Source organism: Microbacterium halophytorum, assembly GCF_002970975.1.
Lineage (GTDB): Bacteria > Actinomycetota > Actinomycetes > Actinomycetales > Microbacteriaceae > Microbacterium > Microbacterium halophytorum.
Genome location: NZ_PNFA01000006.1, coordinates 60,100 through 75,592, shown reverse-complemented (window position 1 = coordinate 75,592; position 15,493 = coordinate 60,100). Strand labels below are relative to the sequence as shown.

General features: G+C 72.4%; 11 protein-coding genes. 4 read left to right on the top strand and 7 right to left on the bottom strand.

Going from position 1 to position 15,493, the window contains the following annotated elements; all coding sequences use genetic code 11:
• The first annotated feature begins 53 nt into the window (after positions 1–53).
• A complete protein-coding gene (locus tag C0010_RS07600) occupies positions 54–1,022 on the top strand; it encodes a serine hydrolase domain-containing protein (protein WP_105566470.1) in 969 nt (322 codons plus the stop codon).
• A 293-nt stretch (positions 1,023–1,315) separates the two neighbouring features.
• On the opposite strand, the gene C0010_RS07595 is transcribed toward C0010_RS07600, so the two are convergent.
• The 4 genes from C0010_RS07595 to C0010_RS07580 are packed head-to-tail and all read right to left on the bottom strand — an operon-like array spanning position 1,316 to position 5,577.
• Entirely contained in the window at positions 1,316–2,329 is a 1,014-nt protein-coding gene (locus C0010_RS07595; RefSeq protein WP_232531819.1) for a LacI family DNA-binding transcriptional regulator, read from the bottom strand.
• Between the two features lie 47 nt (positions 2,330–2,376).
• Positions 2,377–3,246 (bottom strand): sugar phosphate isomerase/epimerase family protein, encoded by an 870-nt coding sequence (locus tag C0010_RS07590; protein WP_105566468.1) that lies wholly within the window; start codon positions 3,244–3,246, stop codon positions 2,377–2,379.
• Positions 3,243–4,448, bottom strand: coding sequence for a DUF993 family protein (locus C0010_RS07585; protein ID WP_105566467.1), 1,206 nt, complete (start codon positions 4,446–4,448; stop codon positions 3,243–3,245). Before C0010_RS07585 ends, C0010_RS07590 begins: the two co-directional genes overlap by 4 nt.
• A 1-nt stretch (position 4,449) precedes the next feature.
• Positions 4,450–5,577, bottom strand: a complete 1,128-nt coding sequence (locus C0010_RS07580; RefSeq protein ID WP_105566615.1) for a Gfo/Idh/MocA family protein — start codon at positions 5,575–5,577, stop codon at positions 4,450–4,452.
• Between the two features lie 262 nt (positions 5,578–5,839).
• Here C0010_RS07580 and C0010_RS07575 point away from each other — a divergent pair, with 262 nt between their 5' ends.
• Positions 5,840–6,778: an aldo/keto reductase gene (locus C0010_RS07575; RefSeq protein WP_105566466.1), complete on the top strand. Its 939-nt coding sequence runs from the start codon at positions 5,840–5,842 to the stop codon at positions 6,776–6,778.
• A 20-nt stretch (positions 6,779–6,798) separates the two neighbouring features.
• Here the strand turns inward: C0010_RS07575 and C0010_RS07570 are convergent, their stop codons facing one another.
• The gene (locus C0010_RS07570; RefSeq protein ID WP_105566465.1) at positions 6,799–7,590 is read right to left on the bottom strand and encodes an SGNH/GDSL hydrolase family protein; all 792 of its coding nucleotides are present in this window, start codon (positions 7,588–7,590) and stop codon (positions 6,799–6,801) included.
• 265 nt (positions 7,591–7,855) lie between these two features.
• Between C0010_RS07570 and C0010_RS07565 the strand changes: the two genes are divergently transcribed.
• A complete protein-coding gene (locus C0010_RS07565; RefSeq protein ID WP_105566464.1) occupies positions 7,856–8,743 on the top strand; it encodes a ribonuclease H family protein in 888 nt (295 codons plus the stop codon).
• Positions 8,744–8,753: 10 nt separating this feature from the next.
• On the top strand, positions 8,754–9,398 hold the full coding sequence (locus C0010_RS07560) for a 4'-phosphopantetheinyl transferase family protein (protein ID WP_105566463.1): 645 nt from the start codon (positions 8,754–8,756) through the stop codon (positions 9,396–9,398).
• Positions 9,399–9,681: 283 nt separating this feature from the next.
• Here the strand turns inward: C0010_RS07560 and C0010_RS07555 are convergent, their stop codons facing one another.
• Entirely contained in the window at positions 9,682–11,004 is a 1,323-nt protein-coding gene (locus C0010_RS07555; protein ID WP_105566462.1) for a M1 family metallopeptidase, read from the bottom strand.
• 76 nt (positions 11,005–11,080) lie between these two features.
• On the bottom strand, positions 11,081–15,283 hold the full coding sequence (locus C0010_RS07550; protein ID WP_198410800.1) for a Pls/PosA family non-ribosomal peptide synthetase: 4,203 nt from the start codon (positions 15,281–15,283) through the stop codon (positions 11,081–11,083).
• Positions 15,284–15,493: the final 210 nt, after the last annotated feature.

Sequence of the window (15,493 nt, the reverse complement as noted above, 5' to 3'; positions counted from 1 at the left end):
ACCGGGAGACTTGTCGAGGTGCATCACGCGCCCAGAGCACCCGAGAGGACCTCATGAGCACATACGCCGCCTTCGACTGGGCGCGCCGACATGTCGGTTCCGGCCGCCTGCCGAACGCGGTGCTGGGCGTCGCGACCGCTGACGGCACCGTCGCCCTCGACGCGTTCGGCCCCGTGGCGGCCGACGCGACCTATCCCCTGTTCTCGATCACCAAGGTGCTCACGGGCATCGCGGCGGCCCGCGCGATCGAGCGCGGGCTGCTCACGCCGGAGACGCCGCTGACTGCCGCCGTGCCCGAGTTCGGCCGCGACCGCGACGACGTCGTGCGGCTCTGGCACCTCGCGAGCCACTCATCCGGTATCTCGGAGCCCGCTCTCGACACCGCGGTACCCCTCGCGACGGAACTGCGCACGCGCGGCCGAGACTTCCCCGCAGGCACCGCATCGCGGTACTCGACGCTCGGCTACACCGGCATCGCGGAGCTCATCGCCCACGCGACCGGGCGCAGTTGGGATGCGGCGGTGCGTGACTGGGCCGAGACGATCGGCGCGACCGGCATCACGCTCGATCCGGATGGCTACGTGCCGGTCGACGGCATCGCGGAGGCCGGGATGAACTGGTCGCAGCTCGTCGCGAACCGCGACCCGGGCGCCGGCCTGTTCGCCCGCGCCGACGACCTGCTGCGGCTCGCCACCGACCTGCTGCGCACTCACCGCGACGGCACGGCGGGCGTCCTCACCCCCGCGGGGCTCGCCTTCATGCGGCGCCCGGTGACGCAGGGAATGGCGCGCCTCGATCCCTACCCGGCCGAGCGCGGCCAGGACTGGGGCTTCACTCTGAACCTCAACAACCGCACGCCGGGGCTCATCTCGACGGACGGATGCGGCCACGCCGGATGGTCGGGCACGGAGTTCTGGCTCCACCCGGAGCACGGCGTCGCCTACGTGCTGCTCACGGCGAAGGCCGACCGCGCGGGCGTCGACCCCCTCCAGCTCGACAACGCGGTCGTCGCGGGGGTCTGAGGCGCGGCACAATCCCTGAGCCGCGGCACAGTCCGCTCGATTCTGCCGCGGCTCGCGGATTCTGCCGCGTCTCAGCGCTCACGGTGCCGCGCCCGGCTCGGCGTACGGTGCCGAAACGCACCCGCCGCCCTCGACTCAGGGCTCGAAGCCGAGACCCTCAGGAGCTCGCAGCGCGATCGCCGCAGTTCCTGAGCCGCGGCATAATCCCTGGGCCGCGGCACAATTCGCCCGATTCTGCCGCGGCTCGCGGATTCTGCCGCGTCTCAGCGCCCATGGGCCGCACCCGCCGCGGGTCAGCGGCCGGGGGTCGAGCCGCGCAGCAGCACCTCGACACCGAGGGGGTCGGCGTCCGACCAGTCGTCGGCGACGACGGCCGCGACGGCCTGCTCGCCGAGGTCGCGCAGGGGCGCGCGCACCGTCGTCATCGACAGGGCGACCTCGATGTCGGGGAACACGTCGCCGAAGCCGGCGACGGCGATGTCGTCGCCCACGGAGCGGCCGGCGTCCCGGATGGCGGCGATCGCACCGAGCGCGACCATATCGGTGATGCCGAACACGACGGTCCCGCCTGGGACGCCCGCGGCGAGCGCATCGGACATCGCGCGGTAGCCGGACTCGCGGTCGAAGCCGTCGCGCCGCACGGCCACGTCACCGGTGAAGCCCTCGGCGAAGCCGCCGAGGCGCTGGTCGCTCGTGACGAGGCCCTCCGCCGCCCCGAGCGCGATCGCCGAGGAGTAGCCGCGCTGCGCCAGGGCCGCCCCGAGCATCCGGGAGCCCTCGCGATTCTGCACCGCGATCATGCGGCCGCCCGGGGTTCCGCTGGGCGCGCCGAGCGAGACGACGGTGCCGCCCATCTGCTCGACCTCGTTGAGCACAGCGGTGAGCGCCTCGCTCGCGCCGGCGCTCGATCGAGAAGCGGCGAGCACGACGCCGCGCGGGCGCTGGCCGCGCAGCGAGCGGACGAACTGGGCCTCCTGCGCCGCCTCGCGCTCCGTGATGCCGATCGTGAGCACGAGGCCCTCGTCGGCGGCGGCGTGCGCGACGCCGGAGGCGATCTGCGCGAAGTACGGGTCGGCGATGTCGGCGACCAGCAGGGCGAGCGTCGACGAGGTGCCCCTCGCCGTCGCCTGAGCCGACATGTTCGCGGCGTAGCCGAGCGCGTCGGCCGCGGCCTCGACCCGCTCGCGATAGGCCTCGGCGACCTTGCGCGTCGAGCCGTTCAGCACGCGCGACGCCGTGGCGAGGGAGACCCCCGCCTCGCGCGCCACGTCCTGAAGGGTCGCGGCTCGCGGGGCGGGGGTCGTCATGCGTCTCATCGTATCGAAGGCCCTCCGGATGCCGGGGATTCGACGGGCTACGCCCTGAGGTAGGGCGCGACTGCGACGTCGAAGCCGGCGATCGTGCGCCGCACGGCCTCGGCGGGCTCCGTGTCCCAGATCGCCTGGTTCAGCAGCTCGACCTCGATGTCGCCGTCGTAGCCCGTCGCCTCGACGGCGCGGGTCATGTCGGCGAAGTCGATCATGCCGTCGCCCGGGTAGTGGCGCGAGAGCAGGTTGTCGGCCTCGAGCGGCGTCTTCCAGTCGCACACCTGGTAGGTGGCGATGCGCCCCTCGGCACCCGCGCGCTCGATCCCCTCGATGACATCCGGATCCCACCACAGGTGGAACGTGTCGATCGTGACGCCGACGGTCTCGGGCGCGAAGTCGGCGGCGATGTCGAGCGCTTGGTCGAGCGTCGACAGCACCGAGCGATCGGAGGCGTACATCGGGTGCAGCGGCTCGAGGGCGAGGGTCACGCCGCGCTCGGCGGCGTACGGCGCGAGCTGACCGACCGCGTCGCGGACGCGCTCGCGGGCGCCGAGGAGGTCGCGGGACCCCTCGGGCAGGCCGCCGACGACGAGCACGAGCACGGGCCGGGAGCCCTCGGCGCCCGCGGCCGCGAGCACAGCGGTCTCATCGATCGCGCGGCGGTTGTCGTCGAGCGCCGCGACCCGGCCGGGGCCCTCCTCCGCCGTGAACCAGCCGCCGCGGCAGTGCGTGGAGTATCGCAGCCCGCTGTCGGCGAGCATCTTCGCCGTCTCGTCGAGGCCCGCCTCCTGCACCTGCTCGCGCCAGAGGCCGATGGCGCCGATGCCGGCCGCGCGCGTGACCTCGATCGCCTGCGCGGCGGTCGTGTGCTTGATGGTCGCCTGATTGATCGACAGGCGGGGGTGCGGGGCGGTCATGCGGTCACTCCGTTCAGGCGCAGGTAGTCGTTCCATCGCTGCACCGCGAGCTCGGGCCTCTCGAGCGCGTGCGCGTCGTTGGCGAGGCGCACGATCTCGCTCAGGTGCGGCAGGCTGCGCGCCGAGTGCAGACCGCCGATCATCTGGAACGCGGGCTGGTGCCCGTTCAGCCAGGCCAGGAACGCGACGCCGGTCTTGTAGTAGAACGTCGGAGCGGCGAACACCTGGCGGCTGAGGGCCTCCGTCGGCTGGAGCAGTTCGTAGTACCGGTCGGGGTCGCCCGCGTCGAGCGCCTGGATCGCCCCGGATGCCACGGGCGTGATCGCGGCGAACGCGCCCAGGAGCGCGTCGGAGTGCGTGCGATCAGTGTCGGCGGAGCGCTCCGGCTGGGCCGCCTGCGGCACATCCGCACCGCCGATGAGGCCGACGTAGTTGAAGTCGTCGCCCGTGAACATCCTCACGCCCTGCGGCAGGCGCTCGCGCACGTGCACCTCGCTGTCGGCGTCGAGGAGGCTCATCTTGATGCCCGCGACCTTGTCGGCGTTCTCGGCGATGATGTCGACGACGGTGTTCGACGACTCGCGCCAATCGCTCGCCCCGAAGTAGCCCTCGAGCTGCGGGTCGAACGCGGTGCCGAGCCAGTGCAGCACGACCTCGCCCGTGGCCTTCGCGAGCACCGCGCGGTACACGGCGCGGTAGTCGTCGGCGCTCTCGGCCGCGCGCGCCAGGTGGCGGCTCGCCATCAGCACGGGAACCGCCCCGTGCTCTTCGGCGTGCTCGAGTTGGTAGACGTAGCCGTCGATGATCTGCTGCAGCGAGATCGACGCGTCCTCGATGTGGTCGGTGTTCACGCCGACCGCGACCGAGCCGCCCTCTTCGCGGGCGACCTCGGCGCTGCGGGCGATGAGCTCGCGGACCGCCGTGGCGTCGATGCCCATGTTGCGCTGGGCGGTGTCCATGGCGTCGGCGACGCCGAGGCCCCACGAGTAGACGTTGCGGCGGAAGGCGAGCGTCGAGTCCCAGTCGATCGCGGCGGGCTGACCGGGCGTGTTGTCGGCCCAGGCGACCGGCGCCACGTGCGCGGCCGCATAGGCGACGCGCGAGCGCAGGCCGCCCGCGGGCTTCGAGAAGCCAGCGGCGTCGTTCACGGGGGCGAGGGACGTCGCGCCGTCCTCGCCCAGCAGGATGAAGCCGTCGGACATATCAGTCGAGCACGATCTCGTCGAGGGACACCTTGGCGCCCGTCTTGTCCGACTTCAGGCCCGCCTCAGCCAGCTGCATGCCGCGGGCGCCGGCCAGCAGGTCGAACGCGTAGTCCGTGCCGATGACGTAGCTCTCGAGGAACTCCTGCCACTGCTGGCGGAAGCCGTTCAGGAACACCTCGTTGGTGGGCACGTTCTGCCAGGTCGCGTCGTAGTCGATCGTGTCTTCGAGGTCGGGGTTCCAGACCGGCTTCGGCGTGGCGCCCCGCGGCTGGATCTTCGCGCCGAACAGGCCGACGACGGCCGAGCCGTGGGTGCCGTCGATGTGGAACTCGACGAGCTCGTCGCGGTTCACGCGGGTCGTCCAGCTCGAGTTGATCTGCGCGACGGCGCCGCCCTCGAGCTCGAACACGCCGTACGCGGCATCCTCCGCCGTCGTCGCGTAGTGCTCGCCCTGCTCGTCCCAGCGGTCGGGGATGTGGATCGAGGCCTGCGTGTAGACGCTGTTGACCTTGCCGAACAGGTTCTCGAGCACGTAGTTCCAGTGCGGGAACATGTCGACGATGATGCCGCCGCCGTCTTCGACGCGGTAGTTCCAGCTCGGGCGCTGGGCGGGCTGCCAGTCGCCTTCGAAGACCCAGTAGCCGAACTCGCCGCGCACCGAGAGGATGCGGCCGAAGAAGCCCGAGTCGATGAGGCGCTTGGCCTTCTGCAGGCCGGGCAGGTAGAGCTTGTCGTGCACGACGCCGGCCTTGACGCCCGCATCCTTCGCCAGCTGCGCGAGCTCGATCGCCTCTTCCAGCGTCTCGGCGGTCGGCTTCTCTGTATAGATCGTCTTGCCGGCGGCGATCGCCTTGCGCAGGGCCGTGGCGCGGGCCTTGGTGACGAGGAAGTCTGCGTAGATCTCCCACTTCGGGTCGGCGAGCGCCGCGTCGAGGTCGGTCGTGTAGTCCTCGATGCCGTGCTGCGCGGCGATCTCGGCGAGCTTGGCCTCGCTGCGGCCGACCAGCAGCGGGCGGACCGTCACCTTGGTGCCGTCGGAGAGCTCGAAGCCGCCCTCGTCGCGGATCGCGAGGATCGAGCGCACGAGGTGCTGGCGGTAGCCCATGCGCCCGCTGGCGCCGTTCATGATGATGCCGATCTCGCGGACGGCGGGGGTGTTCTCGGTCACGTTCAGGTCCTTACTCGTCGTTGGGTAAACGCTTTCCGAGCACCACTGTACGCGATCCGGAGCCGCGTGCCAAGCGGCGTTCGTCCCACCACGCGGGAGGCGTCCGGGGCCGGCGGCTCCCTGTCGGTTCCGGCCCGCACGCCGACGCCGGATGTCCGACGTCGGCGATAGCCTGGGCGCGCGGCACCGCAGCCGCATCACCACCGTGAGGAGCCCTCCGATGAAGACCGTCCCCTTCGGCCCCGCCGACGCTGTCGCGCCCAATGTCGTCGCCGGCATGATGCGCATCAACGACTCCAGCGACGACCAGATCCGCGATCTGTACCGCGCGGCGCGCGATGCCGGCATCGACTTCTTCGACCACGCCGATATCTACGGCGACCACGTGCACCATTGCGAGACGCGATTCGCCGAAGCGCTGTCCCTGAGCGCCGCCGAGCGCGACGAGATCACGATCCAGACGAAGTGCGGCATCGTGAAGGACGCGGGCGGAGTCTTCGATTTCTCCTATGACCACATCATCCGGCAGGTCGACGGCTCGCTGAAGGCGCTGCAGACCGACTACATCGACGTGCTCCTGCTGCACCGCCCGGACGCCCTGGTCGAACCGGAAGAGGTCGCGAAGGCTTTCGACGAGCTCGAGGGCGCGGGCAAGGTGCGCAGCTTCGGCGTCTCGAACCACACGCCGGGCCAGATCGACCTGCTGCGCACGGCCGTCGAGCAGAAGTTCGTCGCCAATCAACTGCAGCTGTCGATCGCCCACGGCGCACTGGTGACGCAGGGCATCGCGGCGAACATGATGGGGCTCGAGCAATCGGCCGTGCTCGACGGCGGCGGCCTGCTCGAGTACTGCCGCATCAACGAGATCACGATCCAGGCGTGGTCGCCCCTGCAGCACGGCATGTTCCGCGGCGTGTTCCTCGGCTCCGACGAGTTCCCGGAGCTGAACGCCGTGATCGACCGCCTCGCGGCACAGTACGGCGTCGAACCGATCGCGATCGCGATCGCCTGGATCACGCGCCACCCCGCGGGCATGCAGGTCGTGCTCGGCACGACGACCCCCGCCCGCGTGGCCGCCGCGGCCGCCGGTTCCGACGTGTACCTCACCCGCGCCGAGTGGTACGAGCTGACCCGCGCCGCCGGGCACCGGGTGCCGTAGGCCCCGGGCCGCGGCGGCGCCTACGCCGCGCCGACGAGCGCGGCTTCCGCGACGGCGGGCAGCAGCGCATCGGCGGCGCGGCGGTAGCCGGCGGGGCTGGGGTGGAACCGGTCGAGGCTGAACATCTCGTCCGGTGCTTCCCGGAACGCCCGGCTCAGCGTGCGGCGCAGGCTCACCGGCACGGCGCCCGCCCGACGCGCCGCCCGCGCCTGCACGATCGACATGTGGTGCGACATCCGCGACAGGATCGTGCGCAGCGGCTGCGGCACCGCAGGGAGCATTCCGAGGTCGGGGCACGTTCCGACGACGACGGGCGTACCGCGCTCGCGCAGGCGTCGGATCGCCTCGGACAGCTGGGCGGCCGCCGTCGTCGGGTACACCGTGTGGGTGACGTCGTTGCCTCCGACGACGATCACCGCGACGTCGGCGCGCAGCGCGGGGTCGAGGCCGTCGATCTGCGCTTTCAGGGCGCTCGACTCCGATCCGACTACGGCCGCCGTGTGCAGCCGGACGGGCCTGTCCATGCGGCGCGCGAGCTCCTTCGCGAGCCGCGCACCGAGCGTCTGCTTGCGGCGTTCGGCGCCGAGACCCGCCGCGAGCGAGTCGCCGAGCACGAGCAGTTCGACGGGTTCGCCGCCGAGCTTGCGGCGCCAGATCCGGTCGGCGGGGATCGATTCCTCGCCGAGCGGCTTGCCGATGCGCTCGCGCGCGATCGCGGCCTGGCGCCTCAGCAGCTCGCGAGCGCCCCAGACCGCCGAGGCGGCGCAGGCGGCCGCCAACGCGACCCCGGCCACCGTGCGCACACGACCCATGCTGAGATCCGACACCACGAGCGTGAACCCGCGGTGAACGGCTCGCGCAGCGCGGCCCGCCGGTGCCGCGGCAGTCGCGCCCGGCGCCGAGACACTGCACAATTCTCGAACCGCGGCATAGTCCACGCGAGAATGCCGCAGCTCGGAGATTCTGCCGCGAGTCGCGCCCGGTGCAGCGGCGACCTTCGACGCCTTCTGAGAACCGCATCGAGCTGCGATGCTCACCGTTCCGGAGAGGTCGCCGGCCACGAATAGGCTTGACTCCATGACGATCATCGCCGCTGCAGACGGCTCCGCACTCGGCAACCCCGGCCCGATGGGCTGGGCCTGGTACATCGACGACACGAGCTGGGCCGCCGGCGGCGCGCCTCACGGCACGAACAACCAGGGCGAACTGACCGCCGTGCTCGAACTGCTGCGGGCGACGAAGCACACGGGCGAGGCGATGGTCGTGCACTGCGACAGCAAGTATGTGATCGACTCGGTAACCAAGTGGATGCGCGGATGGAAGCGGAAGGGCTGGCGCAAAGCCGACGGCAAGCCCGTGCTCAACCGCGAGATCATGGAGGCCCTCGACGCCGAGCTCGCCGGCCGCGACGTGCGCTTCGAGTGGGTCAAGGGCCACGCCGGCCATCCCCTGAACGAGGCGGCCGATGTGCGCGCGAACGGTGCGGCACAGGCGTTCCAGCGCCGCTCCCCCGTCGCGGAGGGGCCAGGGTTCGCCGGCGGCGACGAGCGCGACGGAACCGAGCAACCGGGCTCCGTCGCTGACACCGCTGGCTCGCCCGGTGCGGGCAGCGCACTCAGCGATGCGGACGCGGAGACACCTGGGCCGCGCCGCCGGTCGGGCACCTCCGCAGCATCGGCGCCCGCGACCGCACGCACGAACACGGCTCCGGCCCCGGCAGGGGATGACGCCGCGGGGCCCCGTCGCCGCGGCGCGGCCGTGCGCGAGCGCGTCTCACTCACCGACCACGCAGCGGGCGGCGCCGTCGGAATCGCCCAGCCGACGCTCTTCGACGACATCGAGCAGCCCGCCGCCGTCGACAACGAGATCCGGATCACCCTCACGGCCCGCGAGTCGACCCGCCTGCGCGCCCGCGCGGCGGAGGCCGGCGTCTCCGCGGAGGACTTCCTCCGCAGCCTGATCTGACCCGCTTCACATGACGCGCACGACGGTTTTCTTCGCGCAGAACCGAATTGCGCGTCATCTGAACGGCGGGGTGCGGGTGGCGGTCGCACCGACGGGCAGCGATCGGCGCGGCGTTTCGCGGGGGCTTCTCGGCGAGCTGCTGCCCGAGGGCAGCACCCTCGTGCAGGTGTGCCCCGCGTGCGGCGGGGCGCACGGTGCCATCCGGGTGCGGCTCTCTTCGGGCGCACCGGGGAGGCTCGTGAGCGTGTCGTACGCGGGCGGCTTCGCCGCCGCGGCGGTCGCACCGGAAGGCGCAAGCGCGTTCGGCATCGACATGGAGCTCGACGACGCCGCCACGCTGGTGCGCGTCCGTGAGGCCCTTGCCGCCAGGGTCCCGGTCGGCACGGAAGCGTCTCGCGATGCGGCGCGCCCGGCCCTCCATCGCGATGAAGCGCGCGAGCCTGCCCCCGGCGATACCCCGGATGCCCTTGCACCGACGATCGCCGATTGGACGCGTCTCGAGGCCGTCGCGAAGGCGCGGGGCACCGGCCTCCGGAACGCCCGAGGTGCGGCGGGCAATGCTCCCGACGCCCACCCTCGCGGCCTCGACGTCACAGACGCGATCATCGATCTCGATGCCACCACGCGGGCGGTTCTGAGCATCGCCCTGGCGTAGACACCGCCACCAGAATCCCCAATTTTCGCCGTTGTCGACGAGAAGCGCGCCAAACCCCGACAACGGCACAAATGAGACGCGCTCGACCCCGTGCGCACGCGAGGTCCACCTCGCCGCGCTCCGACAGCACGACCCACCCACTCCTGAGCATCGCCTGGCGTAGACACCGCCACCGGATTCCCCAACTTGCGCCGTTGTCGACGAAAGACGCGCCAGACGCCGACAACGGCACAAATGAGACGCGCCGAGCTCGTCCCGGTGCCGCGCCGCCGCGCGCGGACGCCTACGCCGCGCCGCGGCGCGCCGCGCGGGGCGGGAGCTCCGGGAGTGCCGGATCGCGCAACCACGCCTCCCAGAACCCGTCGAGCGGCGCGGGCGAGTGCCCCTCCGCCAGGGCGATGAGGTCGGCCGGCCGCGCGAGGCGGTGCCGGTTCTGGGTCGCCCACTCGCGGAGCAGCGTGCGGAACGGCTGGTGCCCGATCGTGCGGCGCAGCGCCTCGAGCGCCAGTGCCCCCCGCTTGTAGACGCGGTCGTCGAACATGTCGGCCGGGCCGGGGTCGGCGAGCACGAGATCCTGCGGCAGCCCGGCGAGGCGGGCGTAGTGCGCCTCCGCGTGCTCCGCGATGCTCGGCCCGCCCGCCGCCTCCGACCACACCCACTCCGAGAAGCAGGCGAAGCCCTCGTTCAGCCAGATGTCGCGCCATCGGCCGATGCCGACGCTGTTGCCGAACCACTGGTGGGCGAGCTCGTGCGCGATCAGCCGCTGTTCGTCCGGGGCGCAGTGATTGGCTCCGAAGGTCACGAGCGCCTGCGCCTCGAGCGGGATCTCCAGCTCCTCCGCCGTGACAACGACCGTCAGGTCGGGCTGCGGATACGGGCCGAACCAGCCCTCGAACGCTTCGATCATCCGGGGGACGTGCTCGAACGCCGTCAGCGTCTCGGCGCGCTGGGCGGGCGGCGTCACGATGCGCCAGCCGAGCCCTGCCGCGCCGACGGATGCGGCGCCCGCGTACTCGGCGTACGGCCCGAGGTGCGCCGCGACCAAGTAGCTCGCGGTCGGAACGTCGAGCGAGAACTCCCGCGTCGTCTTCCCGCCCTTGTGACTCACGGCGCCGGGGGCGCCCGTGACGGCGACGAAGAACTCCCGATCGGTCGTGAACCGGATGTCGTACGTGCCCCTGTCGTCGACGCGGTCGTTGCACGGGAACCAGGTCGGGGCGCCGATCGGCTGCGATGCGACCATCGCGCCCTCCTCGAGCTCCTCCCAGCCGAGCGTGCCCCAGCGCGAGCGCCGCGGCCCCGGCCGCCCGCCGTACTCGATCTCGAGCTCGAGCTCCGCACCGGCGGGCAGGCTCCGCGGGAGCTTGACCTTGAGGCCGTGCTGGCCCTGCTGCACCTTTTTGTGCGGTTTGCCGTCGATGCGCACCTTGCCCGCCTGCAGCCCGACGAGGTCGACGTTCAGCGCGTGCGCGTCGTCGAGCATCCGGATGCTCATGCGGGCGCGGCCGTCGAGGCGGTTGGTACGGGGTGTGTAATCGATCTCGAGATCGTAGTGGGTCACGGCGTAGCCGCGATCGCCGCTGTTCGGGGTGTACTGCTGGGGCATCCGGTGTGCTTCCTCCTCGCTGAGCCGCCGTCGATGGGCCGCCCTCGCCGATACGGCCCGCCGCATTCTCGCGAGACTACGTCGTCGACTGGTAGGCGCGCACCTTGACGGCGCGCCAGGGTCCGATGGGGTTCCCGCTCCAGCGCGACCCGACGGGCACGCCCTCGCCGCGCATGACGAGCGACGCGGGGCCGACGGTCGCGTGGTCGCCGATCGACGCGGCGGGCAGGATCACGCTGTGCGGGCCGAGCGTGGCGCCGGGACCGAGCTCGACGGTGTCCATGCTCATGATGCGGTCGTGGAACAGGTGCGTCTGGACGACGCAGCCGCGGTTCACGGTCGCGCCGTCGCCGAGGCGGACGAGATCGGGCTCGGGCAGCCAGTACGACTCGCACCACACGCCCGCGCCGATCTTCGCGCCGAGCGAGCGCAGCCACAGCGTGAGCACGGGAGTGCCGGCGGCCGTGCGGGCGAACCAGGGCGCCGCGAGCATCTCGGTGAACGCGTCGCTGACCTCGGTGCGCCAGACGAAGCTCGACCAGAGCGGCTGCTCCCCCGCTCGGATGGGCCCCACGATCAGCCACTTCGCGGCGGTCGAGATGAGCGCGGCGACGGCACCGGCGACGAGCATGACGGCCCCCGCGAGCGCGGCCGTCCACCATCCGCCGACCGCCTGCCACAGCCAGGCCAGGACGAACATGAGCGTGAGGCCGAGCCCGCAGCTGATCGTGACGGGGACGATGCGGCACAGCTCCCACAGGCCGCGGGCGATGCGCAGGCCCGCACCGGGGTCGTACGTGCGCGAGTCGTCGGCATCCTGCGACACGCGGCGCAGGCGCACGGGCGGCGAGCCGAGCCACGATGAGCCCGACTTCGCCTTCGTCGGCGCCGACGAGAGCACCGCGACGAGGGAGTTCTTCGGCACCCGGTGACCGGGGGCCGCCATGCCTGAGTTGCCGAGGAACGCCCGCTTGCCGATCCGGACCCTGCCGACGCGCAGCCAACCGCGGTGCAGCTCGTAGGAGGCCACCATGGTGTCGTCTGCGAGGAACGCGCCGTCGTCGATGCGCGAGAGGCTCGGAATGAGCAGCACCGTCGAGGCCTCGACGTTCCTGCCGACGCGCGCCCCGAGCATCCGGAGCCATACCGGGGTGAACAGGCCGGCGTACAGCGGGAAGAGGAGCGTGCGCGCCGCGTCGAGCACGCGTTCGGTCGCCCAGGCCTGCCAGCCAACACGGCTGAGCACCGGGTAGGTGCCCTCGCGCAGCCCGATCGACAGCAGTCGCACGATCACGACGACGGCGCCCGCGTAGACGACTCCGACCACGAGCACGGCGGGGAACAGCCAGATCAGCGCGACGAGCCAGGCCTCGCCGAGCGTGTCGGAGCCCCGGATGCCGGCCGCCACGAGCGCCGCTCCGGCGAGGAAGGCGCAGATCGGCAGCAGCGCGAGCAGGGCCGACGTGACTCCGTAGATCGTCTGCCACGTTCGCGAGCGCGGCGCTGAGCCCTTCGGCCAGTCCGCCGACGAGTCGCCGCCGACGCGGACGGCGGGCGACCCCGCCCAGGTCTGACCGGCCTTCACGCGGCCGAACACGGCCGCTCCCGGCGCGATCTCGGCGCCGTCGTCGATGCGCGTGCCGGGGGCGAGCGTGCTCCTCGCGCCGATCGAGGCCCGCTCGCCGATGCGCACCTCGCCGAGGCGCAGCAGGTCGCCGTCGATCCAGTAGCCCGTCAGGTCGACCTCGGGCTCGATCGCTGAGCCCTTGCCGATCGTGAGCATTCCGGTGATGGGCGGCAGGGTGTGCAGGCTCACGTTCCTGCCGATGTCGGCGCCGAGCGCGCGGGCATAGAGGGTCATCCACGGCGCACCGGCGAGGCCGACGGCCTCGATCTGCACCGCGAACTGCTCGGCGAGCCACAGCCGCATGTGCACGCGGCCGCCGCGCGGGTAATCGCCCGGCTGCACGCCCGCCAGCAGCAGCCGTGCCGCCAGCGCCGAGATGCCCATCCGGCCGAACGGCGTCGCGAACAGCACGAGGCACACGATGATCGCCCACCACGGCGCCGTCGGAAGCGCCTCGAAGCCCGTCGTCAGGTTCAGCAGCGTCGTGACCGTGAGGGCGTAAGTGAGCCAGCGCAGGCCGCTCGTGATGAACAGCGGCAGCCCGACGAGCACCTGCGCCCACTGCGTGCGCCGGCGCGTCGGCGCCGACTGATGGAAGCCGTCGGCACCGGATGCGTCGTCGGTCGCGGTGAGCGCCTTGGCCATCTGCTTCAGCTTCGGCATGTCGTAGATGTCGGCGACCGTGAATTCGGGCACCCGCTGTCGCACCCGCGAGACCAGCTGCGCCGCCGAGAGCGACCCTCCGCCGAGGTCGAAGAAGTCGGCGCGCGTGTCGGGAACGGGCACGCCCAGGACGGCCTGCCACTGCGCGACGAGCCATTCCTCCGTGTGCGTCAGTCCCGCGATCTCGGTGCCCTCGACCTCCGGCAGAGGCCAGGGCAGCGCCGCGCGGTCGACCTTGCCGGACGTGCGGACGGGGAGCTCGTCGACGACGGCGAGCAGCGGCATCACGCCGGCGGCGAGGCGGTCGCCCAGCGCGTCCCTGGCCGCCGCGCGGTCGAGCGGCTCCTCCCCCTCGACGACGAGGTAGCCGACGAGGACCGGGACGCCGGCCTCGCTCTTGCGCACGGCCGCCGCCGCGGCGGTCACGCCCGGCAGATCCTGCAGCGCGTTCTCGACCTCGCCCAGCTCGATGCGCCGCCCGCCGACTTTGACCTGATCGTCGGCGCGGCCGACGAACATCAGGCCGGAGGGTTCGTAGCGGACGAGGTCGCCCGAGCGGTATGCGCGGTCCCAGCCGAGCGACGGCATGGGCGCGTACTTCTCGGCGTCCTTGGCGGGGTCGAGGTAGCGCGCGAGGCCGACGCCGCCGATGATGAGCTCGCCCGTCTCGCCCTCGGAGACCCTGTTGCCGTCCGTGTCGACGACCGCGAGGTCCCAGCCGTCGAGCGGCAGGCCGATGCTCACGGGGCTCTCCCCGTCGAGCGGGCAGCCGCACGCGACGACGGTCGCCTCCGTCGGGCCGTAGGTGTTCCAGACCTCGCGCCCCTCGTCGACGAGACGCGCCACCAGCTCGGGAGGGCAGGCCTCGCCGCCGAAGATCAGCAGGCGCACGTTCTCGATCGCCTCGGCCGGCCACATCGCGGCGAGCGTCGGCACCGTCGAGACCACCGTGATGTTCTGGCGGACGAGCCATCCGGAGAGGTCCTCGCCCGAGCGGACGAGCGAGCGCGGCGCGGGCACGAGGCACGCGCCACTGCGCCACGCGAGCCACATCTCCTCGCACGAGGCGTCGAACGCGACGGAGAGGCCGGCGAGCACCCTGTCGCCGGGGCCGAGCGCCGCGTCGCGCAGGAACCAGTTCGCCTCGGCGTCGGCGAACGCCGCGGCCGATCGGTGCGAGACGGCCACGCCCTTGGGCACGCCCGTCGAGCCCGATGTGAAGATCACCCACGCGTCGTCGTCGAGGGCGGGGTCGCCCGCGTCGTCGAGGGCGGGGTCGCCCGCGTCGTCGAGGGCGGGGTCGCCCGCGTCGTCGCGATCGGGGGCAGCTACGGAAACGGCAGGGGGGCCTGGGGCTGCAGCGGCGGTTTCCGGCTCACCTGCGGCCGTGTCATTCGGCGCGCTGACGCCATCCGGGCTATCGCCCGCAGTCGGCGCGACGGTTGCTGACTCATCCGCGACCGTGAGACTCGGCGTGCCAGCGCCATCCGGGCCGGCGCTCGCCGTCAGCGCGGCGCCTTCTCCTGCGACCGCCTCCGCGCGGGGAGCGACCGGCTCCTCCGGGGCCCGCCGAGCGGTCGGCACGAACCCGCCGTCGCCGATGATGCCGGCCACCGCCGCCTCGCCGAACACCAGCCGGGCGCGCTCGTCGGTGTCGTCGGCATCGACCGGCACGTACGCGGCGCCCGCGAAGACGATGCCGAGGATCGCGATGTAGAGATCGCGCGAGCCGCTCGCGACGCGCACGCCCACCTTGTCGCCGCGGGTCACGCCCTCGCGGCGCAGCTCGGCGGCCTTCGCGTCGACGGCCTCGAGCAGCTCGGCGTAGCTGAGTGCGCCGGAGCCGTCATCGAGGGCGCTCGCTTCCGGATGCGCGGCCGCCGTCGCACGCAGTACCTCGACGAGCGTGCGGGGCGCAGGGGCTCGCAGGCCTCCGGCGAGCGGCAGCTGGAGGTCGCGGTGGGCGGTGGGCGAATCGGTCGGGATCACGCGTTCGCTCTCTTCTCGTGCTGAGTCGTCCGTCCCCGCGACGGCACCACCTCCGCCGCAGCGGAGCGCCGGCACGCCGAACCCCGCACCGCCGCCGAGGACCGCGATCAGCGTAGACCGGCGGCATACCGGCGCACACCCCGCCGCGCCGCTGTGCATGCGTCGTTCACCTCCGGTTAACCTGGGCCTCCCCGACCAGCGCACGCGTCC